This is a genomic window from Chitinophaga sp. (assembly GCF_017745275.1).
In the GTDB taxonomy this organism is placed as follows: Bacteria; Bacteroidota; Bacteroidia; order Chitinophagales; family Chitinophagaceae; genus Chitinophaga.
Genome location: NZ_JAGHZS010000003.1, coordinates 674,943 through 692,142, shown reverse-complemented (window position 1 = coordinate 692,142; position 17,200 = coordinate 674,943). Strand labels below are relative to the sequence as shown.

General features: G+C 46.6%; 14 protein-coding genes. 10 read left to right on the top strand and 4 right to left on the bottom strand.

Translation table 11 applies throughout. The features are described from left to right. Nucleotide 1 precedes the first annotated feature (1 nt). The 4 genes from J7623_RS12375 to J7623_RS12360 all read left to right on the top strand — a co-directional run bounded on the left by J7623_RS12375 (nt 2) and on the right by J7623_RS12360 (nt 5,999). Nucleotides 2–1,675: a RagB/SusD family nutrient uptake outer membrane protein gene (locus J7623_RS12375; protein ID WP_291920601.1), complete on the top strand. Its 1,674-nt coding sequence runs from the start codon at nt 2–4 to the stop codon at nt 1,673–1,675. A 172-nt stretch (nt 1,676–1,847) separates the two neighbouring features. Beyond that, nucleotides 1,848–3,368, top strand: coding sequence for a glycoside hydrolase (locus J7623_RS12370; protein ID WP_291920600.1), 1,521 nt, complete (start codon nt 1,848–1,850; stop codon nt 3,366–3,368). Continuing rightward, entirely contained in the window at nt 3,368–5,173 is a 1,806-nt protein-coding gene (locus tag J7623_RS12365) for a glycoside hydrolase family 35 protein (RefSeq protein WP_291920599.1), read from the top strand. The genes J7623_RS12370 and J7623_RS12365 overlap by 1 nt, the downstream gene beginning before the upstream one ends. 187 nt (nt 5,174–5,360) lie before the next feature. After that, nucleotides 5,361–5,999, top strand: a complete 639-nt coding sequence (locus tag J7623_RS12360) for a hypothetical protein (RefSeq protein ID WP_291920598.1) — start codon at nt 5,361–5,363, stop codon at nt 5,997–5,999. Here J7623_RS12360 and J7623_RS12355 read toward each other — a convergent pair. Continuing rightward, the gene (locus J7623_RS12355; protein WP_291920597.1) at nt 5,996–8,512 is read right to left on the bottom strand and encodes a TonB-dependent receptor; all 2,517 of its coding nucleotides are present in this window, start codon (nt 8,510–8,512) and stop codon (nt 5,996–5,998) included. The two genes, J7623_RS12360 and J7623_RS12355, sit on opposite strands and share 4 nt — an antisense overlap. 11 nt (nt 8,513–8,523) lie before the next feature. Beyond that, the gene (locus tag J7623_RS12350; protein ID WP_291920596.1) at nt 8,524–9,435 is read right to left on the bottom strand and encodes an S-adenosyl-l-methionine hydroxide adenosyltransferase family protein; all 912 of its coding nucleotides are present in this window, start codon (nt 9,433–9,435) and stop codon (nt 8,524–8,526) included. A gap of 67 nt (nt 9,436–9,502) precedes the next feature. Between J7623_RS12350 and J7623_RS12345 the strand changes: the two genes are divergently transcribed. The 3 genes from J7623_RS12345 to J7623_RS12335 all read left to right on the top strand — a co-directional run bounded on the left by J7623_RS12345 (nt 9,503) and on the right by J7623_RS12335 (nt 12,137). After that, complete coding sequence (locus J7623_RS12345; RefSeq protein WP_291920595.1) at nt 9,503–10,321, top strand: AraC family transcriptional regulator; 819 nt, start codon at nt 9,503–9,505, stop codon at nt 10,319–10,321. A 66-nt stretch (nt 10,322–10,387) separates the two neighbouring features. Continuing rightward, nucleotides 10,388–10,927, top strand: a complete 540-nt coding sequence (locus J7623_RS12340) for a GNAT family N-acetyltransferase (RefSeq protein WP_291920594.1) — start codon at nt 10,388–10,390, stop codon at nt 10,925–10,927. Nucleotides 10,928–11,033: 106 nt separating this feature from the next. Next, complete coding sequence (locus tag J7623_RS12335) at nt 11,034–12,137, top strand: acyltransferase (RefSeq protein WP_291920593.1); 1,104 nt, start codon at nt 11,034–11,036, stop codon at nt 12,135–12,137. Between the two features lie 7 nt (nt 12,138–12,144). Here the strand turns inward: J7623_RS12335 and J7623_RS12330 are convergent, their stop codons facing one another. Next, nucleotides 12,145–13,017: an alpha/beta hydrolase gene (locus tag J7623_RS12330; RefSeq protein WP_291920592.1), complete on the bottom strand. Its 873-nt coding sequence runs from the start codon at nt 13,015–13,017 to the stop codon at nt 12,145–12,147. A gap of 185 nt (nt 13,018–13,202) precedes the next feature. Between J7623_RS12330 and J7623_RS12325 the strand changes: the two genes are divergently transcribed. From J7623_RS12325 to J7623_RS12315, 3 genes are all read left to right on the top strand, one after another. Continuing rightward, on the top strand, nt 13,203–13,439 hold the full coding sequence (locus tag J7623_RS12325) for a hypothetical protein (RefSeq protein ID WP_291920591.1): 237 nt from the start codon (nt 13,203–13,205) through the stop codon (nt 13,437–13,439). Between the two features lie 21 nt (nt 13,440–13,460). Further along, nucleotides 13,461–14,297, top strand: coding sequence for a sigma factor-like helix-turn-helix DNA-binding protein (locus J7623_RS12320; protein ID WP_291920590.1), 837 nt, complete (start codon nt 13,461–13,463; stop codon nt 14,295–14,297). 112 nt (nt 14,298–14,409) lie between these two features. Beyond that, complete coding sequence (locus J7623_RS12315; protein WP_291920589.1) at nt 14,410–15,375, top strand: phosphatidylinositol-specific phospholipase C; 966 nt, start codon at nt 14,410–14,412, stop codon at nt 15,373–15,375. Between the two features lie 70 nt (nt 15,376–15,445). On the opposite strand, the gene J7623_RS12310 is transcribed toward J7623_RS12315, so the two are convergent. Continuing rightward, the gene (locus tag J7623_RS12310; protein ID WP_291920588.1) at nt 15,446–17,188 is read right to left on the bottom strand and encodes a RagB/SusD family nutrient uptake outer membrane protein; all 1,743 of its coding nucleotides are present in this window, start codon (nt 17,186–17,188) and stop codon (nt 15,446–15,448) included. Nucleotides 17,189–17,200 lie beyond the last annotated feature (12 nt).

The window sequence follows — 17,200 nt, the reverse complement described above, 5'->3', positions numbered from 1 at the left end:
AATGAAAACTTCTCATATTATATATAGCCTGGGGTTAGTGGCAGCAGGTTTATTTTCTTCCTGTCAGAAAGACTTCCTGAATATCACGCCTACTGATCGCGTATTGCCGAGTGCAGTGCTGGCCGATTCTACTTTATTTGAAAATTATATCGTTAACCGGTACATGAGCATCACCATGCAGGAAAAAGAAGGCGAAGGCTCTAATCCCGGTTTTGGCCGTGGCTTCGAATATGCACTGTGGAGCTCCATCTCCGACGAATCTATTTACAACAATGATGACAATACCTGGATCATTCAACAGGGACAGATCGCACCGGAAAATACCGGTATAGCGGGTACCATCTGGGGAAGAAGTTATCGCAGTATCCGCGAATGCAACTTCGCTATCAATAATATTGATACCGTGGAAATGAGCGCGCCTCACCGCAAAAAACTGTTGGCGGAATTGCGTTTTATCCGCGCCTACCGCTATCATGACCTGATCCGCAACTATGGCGGCGTAGTGATGATGGGCAATAAGGAATACAATTTGAGTGACAACCTCACCGATCCGGCTTTGTTCAAACGCGCTACCCTGCAGGAATCTATGGACTATGCAGTAGCAGAACTCGATGCCGCCGCCGCCGATTTACCGGTAACCAATGATAGCGACTGGAAACCAGGCCGTGCTACCAAAGGTGCAGCACTGGCCTTGAAAGCGCGCCTGTTGCTGTATGCAGCCAGCCCATTGTATAAAGTAGGCACCTGGCAGGCAGCTGCCACGGCTGCTAAAGCAGTGATGGATATGAGTAAATATTCGCTGGCCGACGATTATACCCAGCTGTTTGTAAAAGGCAGTAATACAGAAGTAATTTTTGCCCGTCAATATGCTGTGGGAGCCCGTCACGTGTGCCTGGAAATATCCAATGGTCCAAACGGCTACGGCGGCTGGGCTGGTAATTCGCCGCTGCAGAACATGGTAGATGCCTATGAAATGAATAATGGTAAACCTATTACAGATGCCACTTCCGGCTATAATCCGCAACAACCATATGCTAACAGGGATGCACGCTTTTATGCTTCCATCCTTTACAATGGTGCCAGCTACCGTGGTTCCATAATACAAACCTATTCGCCTGGTGGTAAGGATGGGAAAGATGGTCCATCTAACTGGAACGCCACCAAAACCGGTTACTATCTCCGTAAATTCATGGATGATAAAAATCCTATCGATAACCCATGGGATGTGGCCGGGTTACAACCATGGATTTATTTACGTTATGCAGAAGTATTGCTGAACTACGCAGAAGCCCAAAACGAAGTAGCCGGACCAGATGCCAGTGTATATGCCGCCGTTAATCAGATCAGGCAACGTAACAGCGTAAAACAACCGGCGCTCGCTCCCGGCTTGTCCCAGGCGGATATGCGGACAGCCATCCAGCGGGAAAGACAGGTGGAGTTAGCTTTTGAAGAACATCGTTTCTACGATGTACGCAGATGGAAAATTGCCAACGTTACGGAAAACGTTCCTGCTTACGGAATGGACGCTGCCGCTACCGCACCTGGTGTGTATACTTACACCCGCAAAGTGGCACTGGCAGGCCGTTTGTTTGCTGATAAAAACTATTGGCTGCCTATTCCGAGAGCCGACATCCTGGCTTCTAATAAAAAACTGGATCAAAACCCTGGTTACTAATAAGTAGAATTGTTCACGCAAAGCTGCAACAGCTGGTGGAGGTAAAATACCGGTCAACAAGTTTTAAAAATAATCCACCTGTATTTTACTATTTTACAGTCTTGCTCACAACATATGGTGATTGTTGGATGCTTACTTTTTGCGGCTTTGCGTGAACCAAACCGCAGCTACTATGAACATGAAAAAAACAATTTGCTCACTATTGCTATGCAGTGCGCTACAAACGGTAGTTGCACAAAGTAGCCCACCCGTACAAGTATATATCGACCTGCAACGTACTGCGCAAACCATTCATAACTTTGCTGCATCCGATGCGTGGGCCTGTCAGTTTACCGGTAACTGGCCCGATAGTAAACGTGTACAGTTAGCAGATTGGTTGTTTAGCATGGACACCACGCGCAATGGCCAGCCTACCGGCATTGGCTTATCTATGTGGCGATTTAATATTGGTGCAGGTAGTACCGAGCAAGGCAGCAACAGCGGTATTGGAGACGAGTGGCGACGCGCCGCCTGCTTTCGCAATACAGATGGTACTTATAACTGGCAAAAACAAGCAGGGCAACTATGGTTCCTTCAAGCTGCCAAAGCAAGAGGGGTTACCCGCTTTTTAGGATTCCTGAATAGCCCGCCGGTGGCGTTTACCCGCAACAGCAAAGCTTTTGCAGATAAAGGCATTTGCAATCTTACACCAGACAAATATGATTCTGTAGGTATTTTTTTGAGAGATGTGATACTGGGTATACAAAAAAATACCGGTGTAACGCTCAGTTATATCAGCCCTGTCAACGAGCCACAATGGGATTGGAGTGATGGCGGGCAGGAAGGATGCCCATACAATAATGAACAGATATACGGTCTCACCAAAGCCATTGACCAACAATTCAGTGCCGCGGGTATTAAAAGCCAGCTACTGATACCGGAAGCCGGGCAGTTCAACTATCTATATGCCAGCGAAAACAAGCCGGATAAAGGCATGCAGGTGAAAGCATTTTTTGATCCCCAAAGTTCCACTTATGTTGGTCATCTCAAAAATATTTATCACGGCATAGCCGCACACAGCTATTTCACTACTTCTCCCGCAGACACGGCCACCGCTATACGAAAAAGAGTGGTGGCAGCATTAAAGGGAATTCCCTTCTGGCAATCGGAATGTTGTATACTGGGTAGTAATGCCGGCGAAATGGATGGCGGCAAAGTAGACCTGGGCATGGATGCCGCTTTGTATATAGCAAGGGTGATTCATACCGATCTGACCGTAGCTAATGCGGCCGCCTGGCAATGGTGGCTGGCCATGTCGCCTTACGATTACAAAGACGGACTGATCTACATCGACAAAAATAAAACGGATGGACAAATCCACGACACCAAAATGTTGTGGGTACTGGGTAATTACAGCCGCTTTGTAAGACCCGGTGCCACGCGGGTATCGGCGGCACTGAATGATAGCGCTGCCGCAGCTCATCTCCTGGTATCGGCTTATAAAAATACCGATAACAGCCTGAATGTAGTGGTGATTAACAGTAGTCAAACTGCGGCCAACGTAGCAATTCAATGCAGGCAATTGCGCGCCGGCAGTATACGCAGCTATACTACCAATGCACAGGGTAACCTGCAGCCCGGCTATGTTCCGGGACGTACGCTTACCGTGCCCCCTCGCTCTGTAGTAACATTGACAGGAAAAATAAACAAGTGATGAAAAAAATTAGTGTTGTTATTTTAATGCTGATATGCTGTTTCCAGTTGAAAGCACAGCATACCTTCCAGTTGGGCGACTCCGCCTTCCTGCTGGATGGCAAACCATTCCAGATGATCTCCGGGGAGATCCACTACCTGCGCGTACCGAGGGAATCGTGGCGCGACCGGATCAGGATGGCAAAGGCCATGGGACTGAATACCATTGGGACCTACGTATTCTGGAATATGCATGAACCGGAGCAGGGGCATTATGAATTTACGGGCAACAATGACGTAGCTGCTTTCGTAAAAATAGCACAGGAAGAAGGTATGTGGGTTATATTACGTCCCAGCCCCTATGCCTGCGCAGAATGGGAGTTTGGTGGCTATCCTTACTGGCTGCAAAATAAAAAAGGACTGGTAGTACGAAGCAAAGAACCACAATACCTCAACGCTTATCACAACTATATCAAAGCGGTGGGCAAACAACTCGCGGGACTGCAAATCAACCATGGCGGTAACATCCTGATGGTACAGATCGAAAATGAATATGGTTCCTACTCCAACGATAAAGAGTACCTGGAAATCAACCGCAAAATGTTTGTGGATGCCGGGTTTGATGGTCTTCTATATACCTGCGACCCTGCTAACGACGTAGCCAACGGACATTTGCCCGGTTTGTTACCTGCCGTAAACGGCGTAGACGACCCGGTAAAAGTAAAGCAGCTGGTAAGAGATAATCATAATGGCAAAGGCCCTTTCTACATCGCAGAATGGTATCCTGCCTGGTTTGACTCCTGGGGCGAAAAACACCATACCGTGCCTTACGAAAACTTCCTGGACAGGCTCGATCGCGTATTAGCTGCCGGTATCTCCATCAACATGTATATGTTTCATGGCGGCACTACCAGGGGGTATATGAATGGCGCCAACTATGACGACCAGCATCCGTATTCTCCACAGGTGAGTAGCTACGACTACGATGCCCCACTCGATGAAGCAGGAAATGCTACGCCGAAGTTTATGAAATTCAGAGAAGTGATTGCAAAGCATTTACCTGCCGGCCAATCCTTACCGGAAGTTCCTGCTAAAAAGCCAGTGATCACAACACCGGTTATTACGTTTAGCCGTAGCAGTTCGTTATTCAACACTTTACCTGCCCCAGTGAAAAGCGTAGATCCGCTAACGTTTGAAGATCTCCACCAGGCATACGGCTATGTATTATATCGTACTACCGTTGGCGGCGGACAAACGGCATTGCTGAAAATAAAAGACCTCCGCGACTATGGCCTCGTATTCGTAAATGGCAAACGGGTAGCCATACTGGACAGGCGCCTGAAACAGGATAGCGTTACCGTAACACTACCGGCAGGTAAGGCGACCCTCGAGATCCTGGTGGAGAACCTGGGGCGCATCAATTTCGGTACTTATCTCCTGAAAAATAAAAAAGGAATTACAGAAGCCGTACTGCTCAATGGGCAGGCAATTCATAACTGGCAACAGTTTAAGCTCCCCTATGCTCAACAACCTGCAGTAAAAGCAGGCAAGGTAACGGCAGATGCCCCTGTATTAAAAGAAGGCAACTTTGTACTGAATACATTGGGAGATACCTACCTGGACATGACTAAATGGGGCAAGGGCGTAGTATGGATCAATGGCCATCACCTGGGCAGATACTGGCAGGTAGGCCCTCAACAGACATTATATGTACCATCAGGCTGGCTGAAAAAAGGCAGCAATAAAATCACCGTACTGGAAATGATTAAGCCTGATGTGAGTGCATTGCAGGGAATTGATCATCCCATACTCGACGTACAGCAATAACCCAACTGAGGAGATATAGAAAGGTAGTGAGACGGATATTCCGTTTCATTACCTTTTGTTTTTAATAACGAAAATTATCTAGTAACCGCCTATTCCGCCACCACAAATGCTCCTGGACCGATTTTTGATATTTTAATTCCATTGCCTGACCTTTTATTTGTAGCCATTCATCCCGTAATTGCCTGTTATGAAAAGGATCCTTTTGTTAGCTGTTATCTGCCTTACCGGCCTTCACACTTTCTCTCAAAGCTTTATGCATGCCGTTGGCTTATCGGTATTTGTGGATCATACTTCCGGATTGCGTAAGGTAACCAGTGCCGCTATTACCTACTCTCCCCGTTATAACATGATGGAGAACAACCGAATGTCGGTATCCATAGGGATTCCGCTGAGTATTGGCGGCTCGGGTGGCCGTGGAGGCACTACCGACGATGGCTACTGGATTGATGATGTATATTATTATACGGGTACCACTACCAGCACCCCTGAAGTGAAAGCCCGCTGGATGATAGATATTCCACTGATGATTAACCTGAACTTTGGTGCTCTTTCTACCAAAACCAACAAACAAACATTCGGCTTTTACGTAGGTGGCGGCTTTGGCTACCACTATGGCCCGGTGAACCTGGACAAGATAGACCGCTATGGGGAACATTATAAAGACTCCACGATGCAAAATTCTTACGGCCCCGTAGGAAATGCAGGTCTGAGGATCAATTTTTCGAAGCGTACCCGGGAAGGATTAGATCTCCGGTTTTCCTACATGAAAAGTGTCAGTAAAAAACAACCGGAGATCTATGGTATAACAGCGATGTACGCTTTTTAATGAGGAATATTAATGCCTAATCTTACAAAGTAAAATGCACCCAGTGATCCCATTTGTACAGAGGCGTATTTAAACACGCCGAAATAGCTGTTGCCATATACCTGTTTATCCGGGAAAACATCCAGGATATTATTGGCGCCAATGGTAATTACCACTGGCTTCAGTGCATAGCTAAGCGACAAATCTGTTACCACTTTTCCCTTATGCACCTGTACTTCACCGTAAGGGAAACTATTACGCGACACTTCTCCGAAATACACATTACGTAGTAATACACTGAACTTCTTGTAACCATAGGTGAGCGATAAGTTTGCTTTCACTCTCGGTGTACCTTCTGTGATCAGGATACTATCGTTTGGCGAAAAGAAGATTTGTTCCTGCCCTTTCAAACCAGCTGGTATGTGTAGGTTGCCGGTAATTTTATTTTTGTTGTAGTTGAATCCCAGCGATGCATTAAAGCTATGCGGGCCGCGGCGGAGGTTATAATCTGCTACCACATCTACTCCGGCTGTACGGGTATCTATGCCATTGCTAAAAAAGCGGGCAGAGGAAGCGCCCAGCGGATTGATGATATGCTGTATTGCCGGTACCGCCTCTCCATTGGCATCGAAGCCAAAACTACCGGTGAGTACAATCCTGTTCTTGATATCTGTGAGATATCCATCTACGGAAATGTTGAAATTGTTGCCTGCACGCGCGGTAAAGCCCAGGCTATAATTCACAGATGTTTCCTGTTTCAGCTTCGGAATACCCAATGCTATTGCCACTTTGCTGGGATTGGTAAAAAACCCGGATTGACCGAGGGTGTTATCCGGCAAAATATCTGTGCTCAATGCACTGAAATATTGCTGATGGAGAGATGGAGCGCGGAAACCATTACTAACGGCGCCACGCACATTAAACACGTCTGATAGTTTATAACGTGTAGCCAGCTTGCCGCTTAACGCCGTACCGAAATCGCTGTAGTGCTCCAAACGCGCTGCTGCGCTGACCAACCATTTGCTGGTCACATCCAGTTCTCCATCTACATAAACACCGGTATTATTCCGGCTTTTATGGATAACATTTTCGGGAGAGAAACCGGTAAAAGACTGGGAGCCGCCTGCCAGGCCGGAAGGGTTCGTGACAGTGCCATCCGGGTTGGTGATCAAAGCATAATTCTTCCAGGAGGCTTCCTCCCCTTGCCTTATACGATAATCATCGACGCGGAATTCAGCACCAAAAGCCAGGTTCAGACCAGCAGCCACTTGTGTAAAGCGGCGGCTAAAATCAAGGTTCGTGGTGTTTTGCAGGAACTCATGTCCGCCGGCTTTAAACTCAGTAGGTGAGGCTTCTTTCAGGGAAGCATTCACTGTATGATCTACCCGGTAATCGAAACGGTTGTCGCCGAGGGTATTGCTGAGATCTGCCTGCCAGGCGCCCAGCTTATGTTTCAGCCCAACAGCGATAGAGCGGTCGTGGATACGGGAATCTGTAGTAGGTTGAAACCCGTTGGGGAAGATGCTGTACACATTCACAGAAGGATCGCTGGGAAGGCGTCTGAAGCCGAATCCCTGTCCCTGGCGATAGCTGTAGCCACCGAAGGAATAGAATTCGCTTTTACTATTATTAAAGGGCAGTGATAAGTTATAGAAAACGCCCCCATTCTTTATTTGCGCATCACCGATCTGGAAATTGAAGTCATCTCTTTTCAGTCCTTTTTGCTTCAGCATGTCATCGTCGTACTTGCGGGAAGCAGCGGGATCGTTGGTGAAGTCGTACGCGAAATAATTGTCCAGCGACGACTGATCAAAAATGATCAGGTTATTATTTTGCGCCCTGGTGGTTTTACCCCGCTGGTAAGCTTCCCCGGTGATGTTGAGATAGCCACCCTGTTTACCCAGGCCGGTGCCGTAGTTGAGACTGAGTTGTCCCAGGCCTCCGTCGCCGCGGGAGGTAACACCGCCGGTGATGGCGGCTGATAACTGATGCGTGTTTTGTTTCAGTATAATGTTGATAACGCCGGCAATAGCATCGGATCCGTATTGGGCGGAAGCACCATCACGTAGTATTTCTATACGGTCGATCGCCGCAGCAGGAATTGCATTCAGATCGGTACCTACGGACCCATTGCCTACCGTACCCTGGTTATTGACCAGGGAGGTAGTATGACGACGTTTGCCATTAATCAGTACCAGCAACTGGTCCGGACCGAGGCCCCGGATGCTGGCCGGATCAATATGTTCACTTCCATCAGAAGACGATTGCCTGTTTGAATTAAAGGAAGGAGACACATATTGCAATAGTTGATTCAGATCGTTTTGTGGCGCCAGTATTTGTAACTTAGATAGATGAAATACATCTATCGGTGCTACTGAATTCAGCCGGGTACGCCCGGTGCTACGGGTTCCTACGGTCACCACTTCATTCAGGTTGCGTATGGCCGGGGCTGGAAGTACAGCGGTATCCTGCTGTGCCTGCGCCAGATGACTGATCAGTACAAGAAAAGAGGCAGGGATTAAAATTTTTATCATCAGCAGTATTATTATTTGTGTGAAACGGTTACTTCTACACTCCATTCACTTCCACTTCCAATATGATGGGTAGCTGCAAAATTTCCCTGGTTGAGGGCGAAAGACAGCTGCATTAAACTATTCAGGTAGCTGAGTGGCTGACCTACTTTTACGGCGCCAAAGGTTTGACTGTAGGGGGCGTTGGTTTCGTATACCTTCTTCCCGTTATGGAAGAAATTGACGTGTAATACATCGCCGTATTTCAATGCCAGCTGGTTCACTAAGTCAGCCGTGATATTTGTCCATACATTGCCATATTGTACATCCAGGATAGAGATATTTCCTTTCAGCCTGCCACCTTCCAATACGGCCGCCTGGTAAGGGATATCGACTACCTGCGAAGGTAAAACCTGGCCTACCTGTTCGAAGCCGATGGTACCTGCGGCCAGGCGTGCACCGGTATAGGCGTATACATCGCGGCCATGGAAAGTATACGACTTTTGTGAATCCTTGCGGCGATTCACTGCTTCGTCAATTTCCCTGACTTCTGCAATGCCCAATGACTTTGCTACCAGGGTGAGCGTGCCATTGTCTGGTGTCACGATAAAATGACCACTCTTTGTTTTTAATACCACAGATTTCCGGCTGGTACCTACGCCCGGATCTACTACAGATACGAATACAGTTCCTGCCGGCCAGTAAGGAACGGTTTGTTCCAGGCGATAAGCCGCTTCCCATATGTTATAGGCGGGAATTTCGTGCGTAAGGTCATAGAGTTTCAGATCAGGGGATACACCGGAAGCCACGCCTTTCATAGCGGAAACGGCGCCATCTTTCAAACCGAAATCTGATTGAAAAACGACTATTCTGTTTTGAGCAAATCCATAGCTGGTTACCAACAGGAGCACCAGGCAGCTGATAAAATGGTGTAATACTTTCTTCATGGGCAAAAATTAGTCTACAAAAATAGTAGATTATAAGTAAATCAGTAAAAATTGTTACCTTGAAGGTATGAAGTACCAGGAAATACCGCCGCCAATATATCTTAAAAACCATGTCCGTTATTTCTGGACTTTGGAAGGTAATGGTACCGGAGATGCACCGCATATCTTCGGACCAATGGCGGATGGCTGTCCGGGCTTGATGTTCCAGCAATCGGCAGATACTACTTTTCTCCTGAACGATAAACAATTGCCGGATCAGTTGCTGTACGGTCAAACCACTAAGTATACAGAGATGCAGTTAACCGGTGCATTTTATTCCATTGGTGTTTGTTGTTATCCGAATGCGTTGAAATCTATTTTCAGGTTAAACGCGGATGAGTTGACCAACACCTGTATGGACCTGGATTTGCTGTCGGTCACCAAAGATTTCAGTCTTGCCGAAAAATTATTGGAAACCCCTTCTTTAAGCGGGAAAATTGATGTGATTGCGGCATTCCTGTTTAAGCAAATTAACAAGAATGAATCAGCGGCGGATGATATCACGCAATTTGCATTGGACCAGATTATTCAATCCAACGGCAGCATATCACTGAAAGACCTCCAGGAACAGTTGCAGTTAACGGAAAGAAGTTTTGAGCGCCGGTTCAAACAAGGCGTAGGTATCTCTCCCAAATTATTTTCCCGGATATGCCGTTTTCAAAATTCACTGGCGCAATTGCGGAGCAATAAGTTCAGCAAGTTATCAGATATTGCTTTCGAAAACGACTATGCAGATCAATCCCATTATATCCGCGCCTTCAAAGAGTTTGCGGGTATTTCCCCTAACCAGTTTCAGAAAAAATCAACTGACCTTTCCGCTAATTTCCTCCTGAAACCCAACAAGTAACCGTTTTTTCCAGTGGCCATATGCGCCCATTCCATTAAATTGGGCCTTCAATAAAGGAACGATTGTATGGAAATATTTGCATCTACTGCCCGATTGATTCTGCGGGAGCTGATTCCGGCTGATGCCCCGGGCATGTTTGCACTTGATTCCGATCCGGAGGTACACCGCTACCTGGGAGGACATCCTATTAAAACCATTGAAGAAGCCCGGGAAAGTATCCAATTTATCCGGCAGCAATACAAAGACAATGGCATAGGCAGATGGGCGGTGATTGAAAAAGAAAGCAATGAATTTATAGGCTGGGCGGGGCTAAAGTTCGTTACCACACCTACAAATAACCATGTCAATTATTACGATGTAGGGTATCGTTTTATCAAAGATTACTGGGGTAAGGGATATGCCACTGAATGCACTATTGCCGCACTCCAATATGGTTTTACCCGGTTGAAGCCGGATATGATTTATGCCTGGGCGGATGCAGCCAATATAGCTTCCAACCGGGTATTGCAAAAAACCGGGCTGACCATGGATGGTACTTTTTACCAGGAAGGCGTATTAGTTAACTGGTTTAGGATCAGCCGGGAAGAGTGGGTTAAACGCTATTAACCGGGATCTGCTGACTGAGGTGTAGTTACAGCGGGCTTCATTAATTTGCTTTATACATTAAAGTGCCGGCGTTACAATCCATTACCCTCAATCAGTATCCCATTTTATGAAGATTAACAGCATTCAGTTCTTACGAGCCATAGCAGTACTTTTGGTTGTTCACGTACACGCTATTGATACACAGGAAGCATTTTCCGTATCGCATCAACAAAAATTCTATTTCCTGGAAAACTTTGGCGCCATTGGGGTGGACCTGTTCTTCGCGATATCGGGCTTTATTATCAGTTATGTGGCCAATAGTTACTTTGGTATAAGAGATGGTGTGGATTTTCTGAAGAAGCGCTTCCTGAGGATTAATCCTATTTATTATGTGGCCAGCCTGCTATTCATGGTCATGTTTTGTGTATTCGACAAATTTTTCCCGGTAATTGCTGTATTAAATTCATTGCGGGATACCATTTTTATGTTGCCGGTATTGAATTCGCAGAAATGGCTGGCACCTATGCTGGTAGTGGGTTGGTCACTCAGCTTTGAGTGGTGGTTTTATGTATTATTTTTCGGATTGATTTTACTCCGTGTAAAAAATAAAGCTTTATTGCTGTTACTTGTTATTCCTGCGCTGGTGCTGCTTGGCCAGCTGATACATCCACAAGACTTCCGCGTTATATTTTACACCAATCCTATTATGCTGGAATTTCTTTCCGGTGTTGTTATTTACTGGTTATACCAACGCGCCAAAATACCGACAGGTGTGGCCGCATTGCTGCTGGTGCTGGGCATCGGTGGGTATGTATATAATATTTTACATGGATTCGGGAACATCTCTGAACTGGGCAGTGTTACCAGTGGCAGCGGCAGTTTAAAACGGGTATTGCTCTGGGGCTTACCCAGTGCCTGTATCCTGGCGGGTGGTATTTTCCTCGAGAAAAAAGGGGTGCTGGTGAAGTTGTGGAACAATCGTTTCTGGCTCCTGGTAGGAGATGCGTCTTACTCTATTTATCTTACACACTACACGTTATTTTATATTCTTACGCAGGTATATATCCAGACTGGATTTTTCTGGAATCCGGATCTATCCATCTTCGTACATATGGCGCTGGCGGTAGGCGCAGGAATTTTGTTCTATCAGAAAGTAGAACGTCCGCTGTTGAAGTTACTTCATTCGAAGCCTCCCGTGCCTCCGCCACCTGTTCACGCTGCTATGCCATGACTCAATATCAGGGGGTATTGGGTAACCAGCCCCCTCTTTTCATCCACCAGATCATAGGATCGAGCCATTCGTATACGGGTAACCGTTGGGTAAATCCGTGGTTACCGGCAGGGTATAGATGTAATTCGGCCGGTATACCACCTTTCAGCATAGCCTGGTAGAATACCATGGCGTTGTTGGCGCTGACTACCCCATCATCGTTAGCATGGGTAATATAAGCAGGGGGCGTATTGTTATTCACCCATTCTTCATTGGAAAAAAAGGCAACTTTTTCCGCGGAAGGATTGTCGCCCAACAGGCCCATCATGGAACCTACATGAGTCAATTCCTTGTGCATGCTGATAACGGCATATACGAGGATCATAAAATCCGGTCGCAAATCTGTTTTCTCTTTGTTAGGAATATAGCTCCTGGCACTGTGTGTACCCAGCGTAGATGCCAGGTGTCCTCCGGCTGAATAGCCGGCAATCCCGATTTTATGCGGATCTATTCCCCATTCCGCGGCGTTCATTCTCACCAGTTTGATGGCTTGCTGGGCATCCTGTAGCGGGCCCATACTTTTATCACGCATGGTAGCGTCTGAAGGGAGGCGGTATTTTACCACGAAAGCCGTCACTCCTTTTGCAGCAAACGCTTCTGCTATTTTATAGCCTTCCTCATCGATGGCCAGGAAGGCGTAGGCGCCACCGGGGAAAATGATAATGCCGGTGCCATTGGGCTTTTCAGGTTTGTAAATCCTGATATTGGGCATATTTTCCGGTGCTAACTTGCCGATGCTGTTGGGAATAGAATCTTTATAGAGTGGTCTTGTTTCCTGTGCTTTTACGCGGATACCCAATATTGTTAGGGTGCAGATAATGAGGGCCAAGAGTTTTTTCATGCGCAGATAATTATGTTCGATTATCTGTCAAAAGAAAAAATTTCTGCCCAGGATACTGTTTCGGGGTTCAGAAGGTAACGTGATTAACAAATGATTTACAAAAAATGGCCACTTCTTGTCACGTTTTGCTGCAGTTTCCACTCTTATTAACGTTAATCAAATATTTAAAACCAAAAATGACTATAATGGAACAGCAGATTTCTTCTCCAGGCACCAGCAAACATCATCAGCATAAAATGGCCTTCATCATCTGGCTGGCCATCTTCCCACTCATTACCATTACTTTTTACCTGTTTGGCGACCTGTTGATGTTGTTGCCGCTGGTAGCAAGAACCTTTTTGCTAACAATTATCATTGTTCCCACAGTATTCTATATCATTGTGCCGTTTTACACCAGGTTACTGGCCAATTGGTTCAAATAGATATTGCTTAAATTATTTGTTTTGAAAGATTATCAGACTATCTTATTTCCATACGCCTATAATATTTTAGGTGCAGTAGAAGACGCGAAAGACGCGATACAGGACGTATTGTATAACTACCTGGCCACTGATAAAACGCATATAGAAAATGAGAAAAACTACCTGATTAAAAGTGTCATCAACCAGGCGTTATATATCAAACAAAAGAAAAAACAACTGAAACTGGGAGATGTGTGGCTGCCGGAACCGGTAGCTACGGAAAGCGCCGACACCAATATTAACCTGCACGACATCGCTTCCTACTCTATGCTGGTACTGCTGGAGCAACTCAGCCCCAAAGAGCGGGCTGTATTCATCCTGAAAGAAAGTTTTGGCTATGCACATGAAGAAATTGCCGATGTACTGGGCATTACCATTGAAGGATCCCGCAAATTATTAAGCCGCGCACGCACACGGCTAAACGAATCCAAACCCGTAAGTAACCGGCAAAAAGTACCTTCCGATATACTGAATAATTTTATTCATGCTATCAGAAGTCGCGATACACAGGTATTGGAAAGCTTACTATCCAAAGATGTGACCTTCTTTGCAGATGGTGGCACCAGGATGAACGTGGTGAAAAAGATAGCTATAGGTTTGGAAGAAGTGGCAGCACTGTTGCGCTATATCTACGAGAAATACGATGCCGGTTTCCGCGTTCAGTTTTCTGAAATCAATCACCAGCCGGCATTACTTTACTACAACGATACGCAACTGGTGGCCTGCCAGGTGCTTGGTGTATCCGCAGAAGACGGCAAAATATTCCAGGTGAGTAACATCGTGGATCCGGATAAACTGGCGACCCTTACAGTAGCATAGAAGGAAAGAGAACGGAAATAGTGGAGCAGTGAAAGTGTTCATGAAGAATTAATTCTCACTGCTATGAATAACACCTCTTCTGGTGTATTTTTAAGTATAAACCTTTTCCACTATGAAACAGAAAACCCTCTTTCTGGCTTTAGCCGCGTTCTCCCTTTTTGGCTGTAAAAAAGACCTGGTAAACCCAACTGCCGCCAGCGGCATTGAAACAGGCAAAAACAGCCTTACTGCCAGCACGTTAACGGTATCTCTCACTTCCTGGATGGGGTCTATTGCAGACAACACCAGCCTGAGCGCCTTGTCTATTCCCGGTACGCACGACAGCGGCGCCCGGAATGAACCGGTGAGTGGTACCGCCAAATGCCAGAACCTTAGCATCCGCGAACAATTGGATGCCGGTACCCGTTTTCTCGACATTCGATGCCGCCACATTGGCGATGCCTTTGCCATTCACCATGGCTCCATTTACCAGAACCTGAACTTTACGGATGTAACCACCGCCTGCTACGATTTCCTGGCAGCCAATCCGTCAGAAACCATTGTGATGTGCGTAAAAGAAGAATATGACCCTACCAACAACACCCGGACATTTGAACAAACATTCGACAGCTACACCGCACTGCAGCCCTCCAAATGGTATTTAGGCGATGCCGTACCGAACCTGGGATCCGTAAGAGGTAAGATTGTATTGCTTAGAAGATTCGGCGCCGCCAGCACACCTAAAGGCATTGAAGCCACCAACTGGGCTGACAACACCACCTTCTCCATCAATAACACCAACTCCAGCTTACGGGTGCAGGATCAATATGTAGTGCCTGATAATAACGTCAAATGGACCGGCATCACCAATTTGCTGACTGAAGCCCAAACCGGTAACTCATCTGTTTTATATATCAATTTTACCAGCGGATATAAATCGCTGATCTTTGGTATTCCCAGCATTACTACGGTTTCCAACAATATTAATCCAAGGATCAATACCTGGTTTACCAGCGCCACACACGGCAGGTATGGTATTATTCCGATGGATTTCGCGGCAGCCGACAGGAATACGTTGATCATTAACACCAACTTCTAACATATCTTCATAAAAAAACAGGCAGGAAATGGATATACCACTCCTGCCTGTTTTTTTAAATGAACAATGCTTACCAGCCCGGATTTTGCTTCAGGGAAGGCGCCTTAGACACTTCCCCTTCCGGAATCGGGAAGAGATAGAAATTAGGACTAAAAACGTGTTGACGGATATCGAACAACTCGTAATTGAAACCTCCACCTGCTTTGGCAGTTACTTTTACACCCTGCGCCATCCCTCTCAGTAATTCTTCTCCACGCAGCCAGCGCCGGGCATCCCATAACTTATGCTCTTCAAACATCAGCTCAATCATCCGTTCATGATGAATGGCTTTCCGCATTTCGTCCTTCGTCATACCGGCTTTCAAACCATATCCATTATCAGCGCCCGGATCGATACCCGCCCGTTTGCGGATATCTCTTAAAGCCTTGTATACCGGCTCAACCGGCCCATCGTATTCGTTGGTGGCTTCTGCAAAATTCAATACTATCTCTGCATAGCGGATCAGTGGCCAGCAACGTTCCGTGTTACCGCTACCATCTTCATACAACATCTTCCGGATATAATAACCGGTAGTGGCAGGGCGGCTTACACTCCAGCCATCATTGGAATTCACCGTTACATTGATCGGATCCTTTTTGTTGGTAGAAGCAAAGAACCAGGGCGCGCCATTATACAGGATAGAATTATTGAAGCGCGGATCCCTGTTTTTATACGGCTGCGCCGGGTCATATCCTGAGGCAGGATCGGTAATAGGTTTTCCGTTGATCATATCAAACATATCCACCGTGGCCTGCGTGGGCACACTGGAGTAGTTGCCGGATCTGCTGGGCGGCAACCAGCCTCCTTCCAGATCCCTTCCCGGCGCCCGCATACCTGGCAGGATATATTCATCATTACCGGCGCGTACCTGGAACACTTTGTAAAAACCATAACCAGGGCGGGTGGTATTGTCTTCATTTAAACTATAGAGAGATAAAGACATCACCCGCTCTGCGGCTGCTGCAGCCTTCTGCCAGCGGTCAGCAGAGAAGGCAGGGTATCCCACTATTGGTTTTATATCGCCGCTTACATCCGGACGGCCACCGTTGAACAGTGGGCTGGCGGCGTATAACAACACCCTGGATTTTAAAGCCAGGCAAGCCCCGCTGGTAATGCGACCATAATCTCCCGGTGCATACTCTCCTTTGGCGGGTAACAGTGTAGCAGCTTCATCGCATTCTTTCACAATGTAGTTGACACATTCTTCGTACGTAGCCCTGTTTAATACGATGTTCTCTGCCGGCGTAAATACTTTATCACCGATCAATGGTATGCCACCGTAGCATTTCAATAAAATACTGTAATACCAGGCCCGCAGAAAACGTGCTTCTGCTTTTAAACGTGCGCGCAGCTCCGGCGACAAAGGGGAAGCATCTACTTTGCTGAGAAAGAGGTTCACCCGCCTGATATTGCGATAAGGCGTCAGCCAGTTATTCAATATCTGCACATTCTTCGAGGCATCTGTGGTTTGAGAAGAAATGGCGCCACCAATCATGATCACCACATCATTTTGCGGTCCTACGTAACGTAAAGGTTCGCTTTCATTACTTACCACCGGATGCCCGCCGGCTTCCCAGCGGCCCGGATCAAAAGAAAAACCGATGTCGGCATAAATACCGGTTAGAAAATCCATGGTTTTGGCACTATCTGAAAAAGTACTGGCTTCATTCAGGTTACCAGATGTTTTTTTATCAAGGAAATCCCCGGATTTTTTACAGGCGTTGAGCCAAACAAAGATCAACAGCAGATTTACGGGTATAATCAGTTTTTTCATGTATGACTCATT

What these genes read in the sequence shown, in the direction of transcription:
- J7623_RS12370 (WP_291920600.1), top strand. Translation starts at nt 1,848, where the DNA reads ATGAACATGAAAAAAACAATTTGCTCACTATTGCTATGCAGTGCGCTA.
- J7623_RS12345 (WP_291920595.1), top strand. Translation starts at nt 9,503, where the DNA reads ATGAAGTACCAGGAAATACCGCCGCCAATATATCTTAAAAACCATGTC.
- J7623_RS12335 (WP_291920593.1), top strand. Translation starts at nt 11,034, where the DNA reads ATGAAGATTAACAGCATTCAGTTCTTACGAGCCATAGCAGTACTTTTG.
- J7623_RS12365 (WP_291920599.1), top strand. Translation starts at nt 3,368, where the DNA reads ATGAAAAAAATTAGTGTTGTTATTTTAATGCTGATATGCTGTTTCCAG.
- J7623_RS12310 (WP_291920588.1), bottom strand. Translation starts at nt 17,188, where the DNA reads ATGAAAAAACTGATTATACCCGTAAATCTGCTGTTGATCTTTGTTTGG.
- J7623_RS12340 (WP_291920594.1), top strand. Translation starts at nt 10,388, where the DNA reads ATGGAAATATTTGCATCTACTGCCCGATTGATTCTGCGGGAGCTGATT.
- J7623_RS12375 (WP_291920601.1), top strand. Translation starts at nt 2, where the DNA reads ATGAAAACTTCTCATATTATATATAGCCTGGGGTTAGTGGCAGCAGGT.
- J7623_RS12355 (WP_291920597.1), bottom strand. Translation starts at nt 8,512, where the DNA reads ATGATAAAAATTTTAATCCCTGCCTCTTTTCTTGTACTGATCAGTCAT.
- J7623_RS12330 (WP_291920592.1), bottom strand. Translation starts at nt 13,017, where the DNA reads ATGAAAAAACTCTTGGCCCTCATTATCTGCACCCTAACAATATTGGGT.
- J7623_RS12315 (WP_291920589.1), top strand. Translation starts at nt 14,410, where the DNA reads ATGAAACAGAAAACCCTCTTTCTGGCTTTAGCCGCGTTCTCCCTTTTT.
- J7623_RS12350 (WP_291920596.1), bottom strand. Translation starts at nt 9,435, where the DNA reads ATGAAGAAAGTATTACACCATTTTATCAGCTGCCTGGTGCTCCTGTTG.
- J7623_RS12360 (WP_291920598.1), top strand. Translation starts at nt 5,361, where the DNA reads ATGAAAAGGATCCTTTTGTTAGCTGTTATCTGCCTTACCGGCCTTCAC.
- J7623_RS12325 (WP_291920591.1), top strand. Translation starts at nt 13,203, where the DNA reads ATGGAACAGCAGATTTCTTCTCCAGGCACCAGCAAACATCATCAGCAT.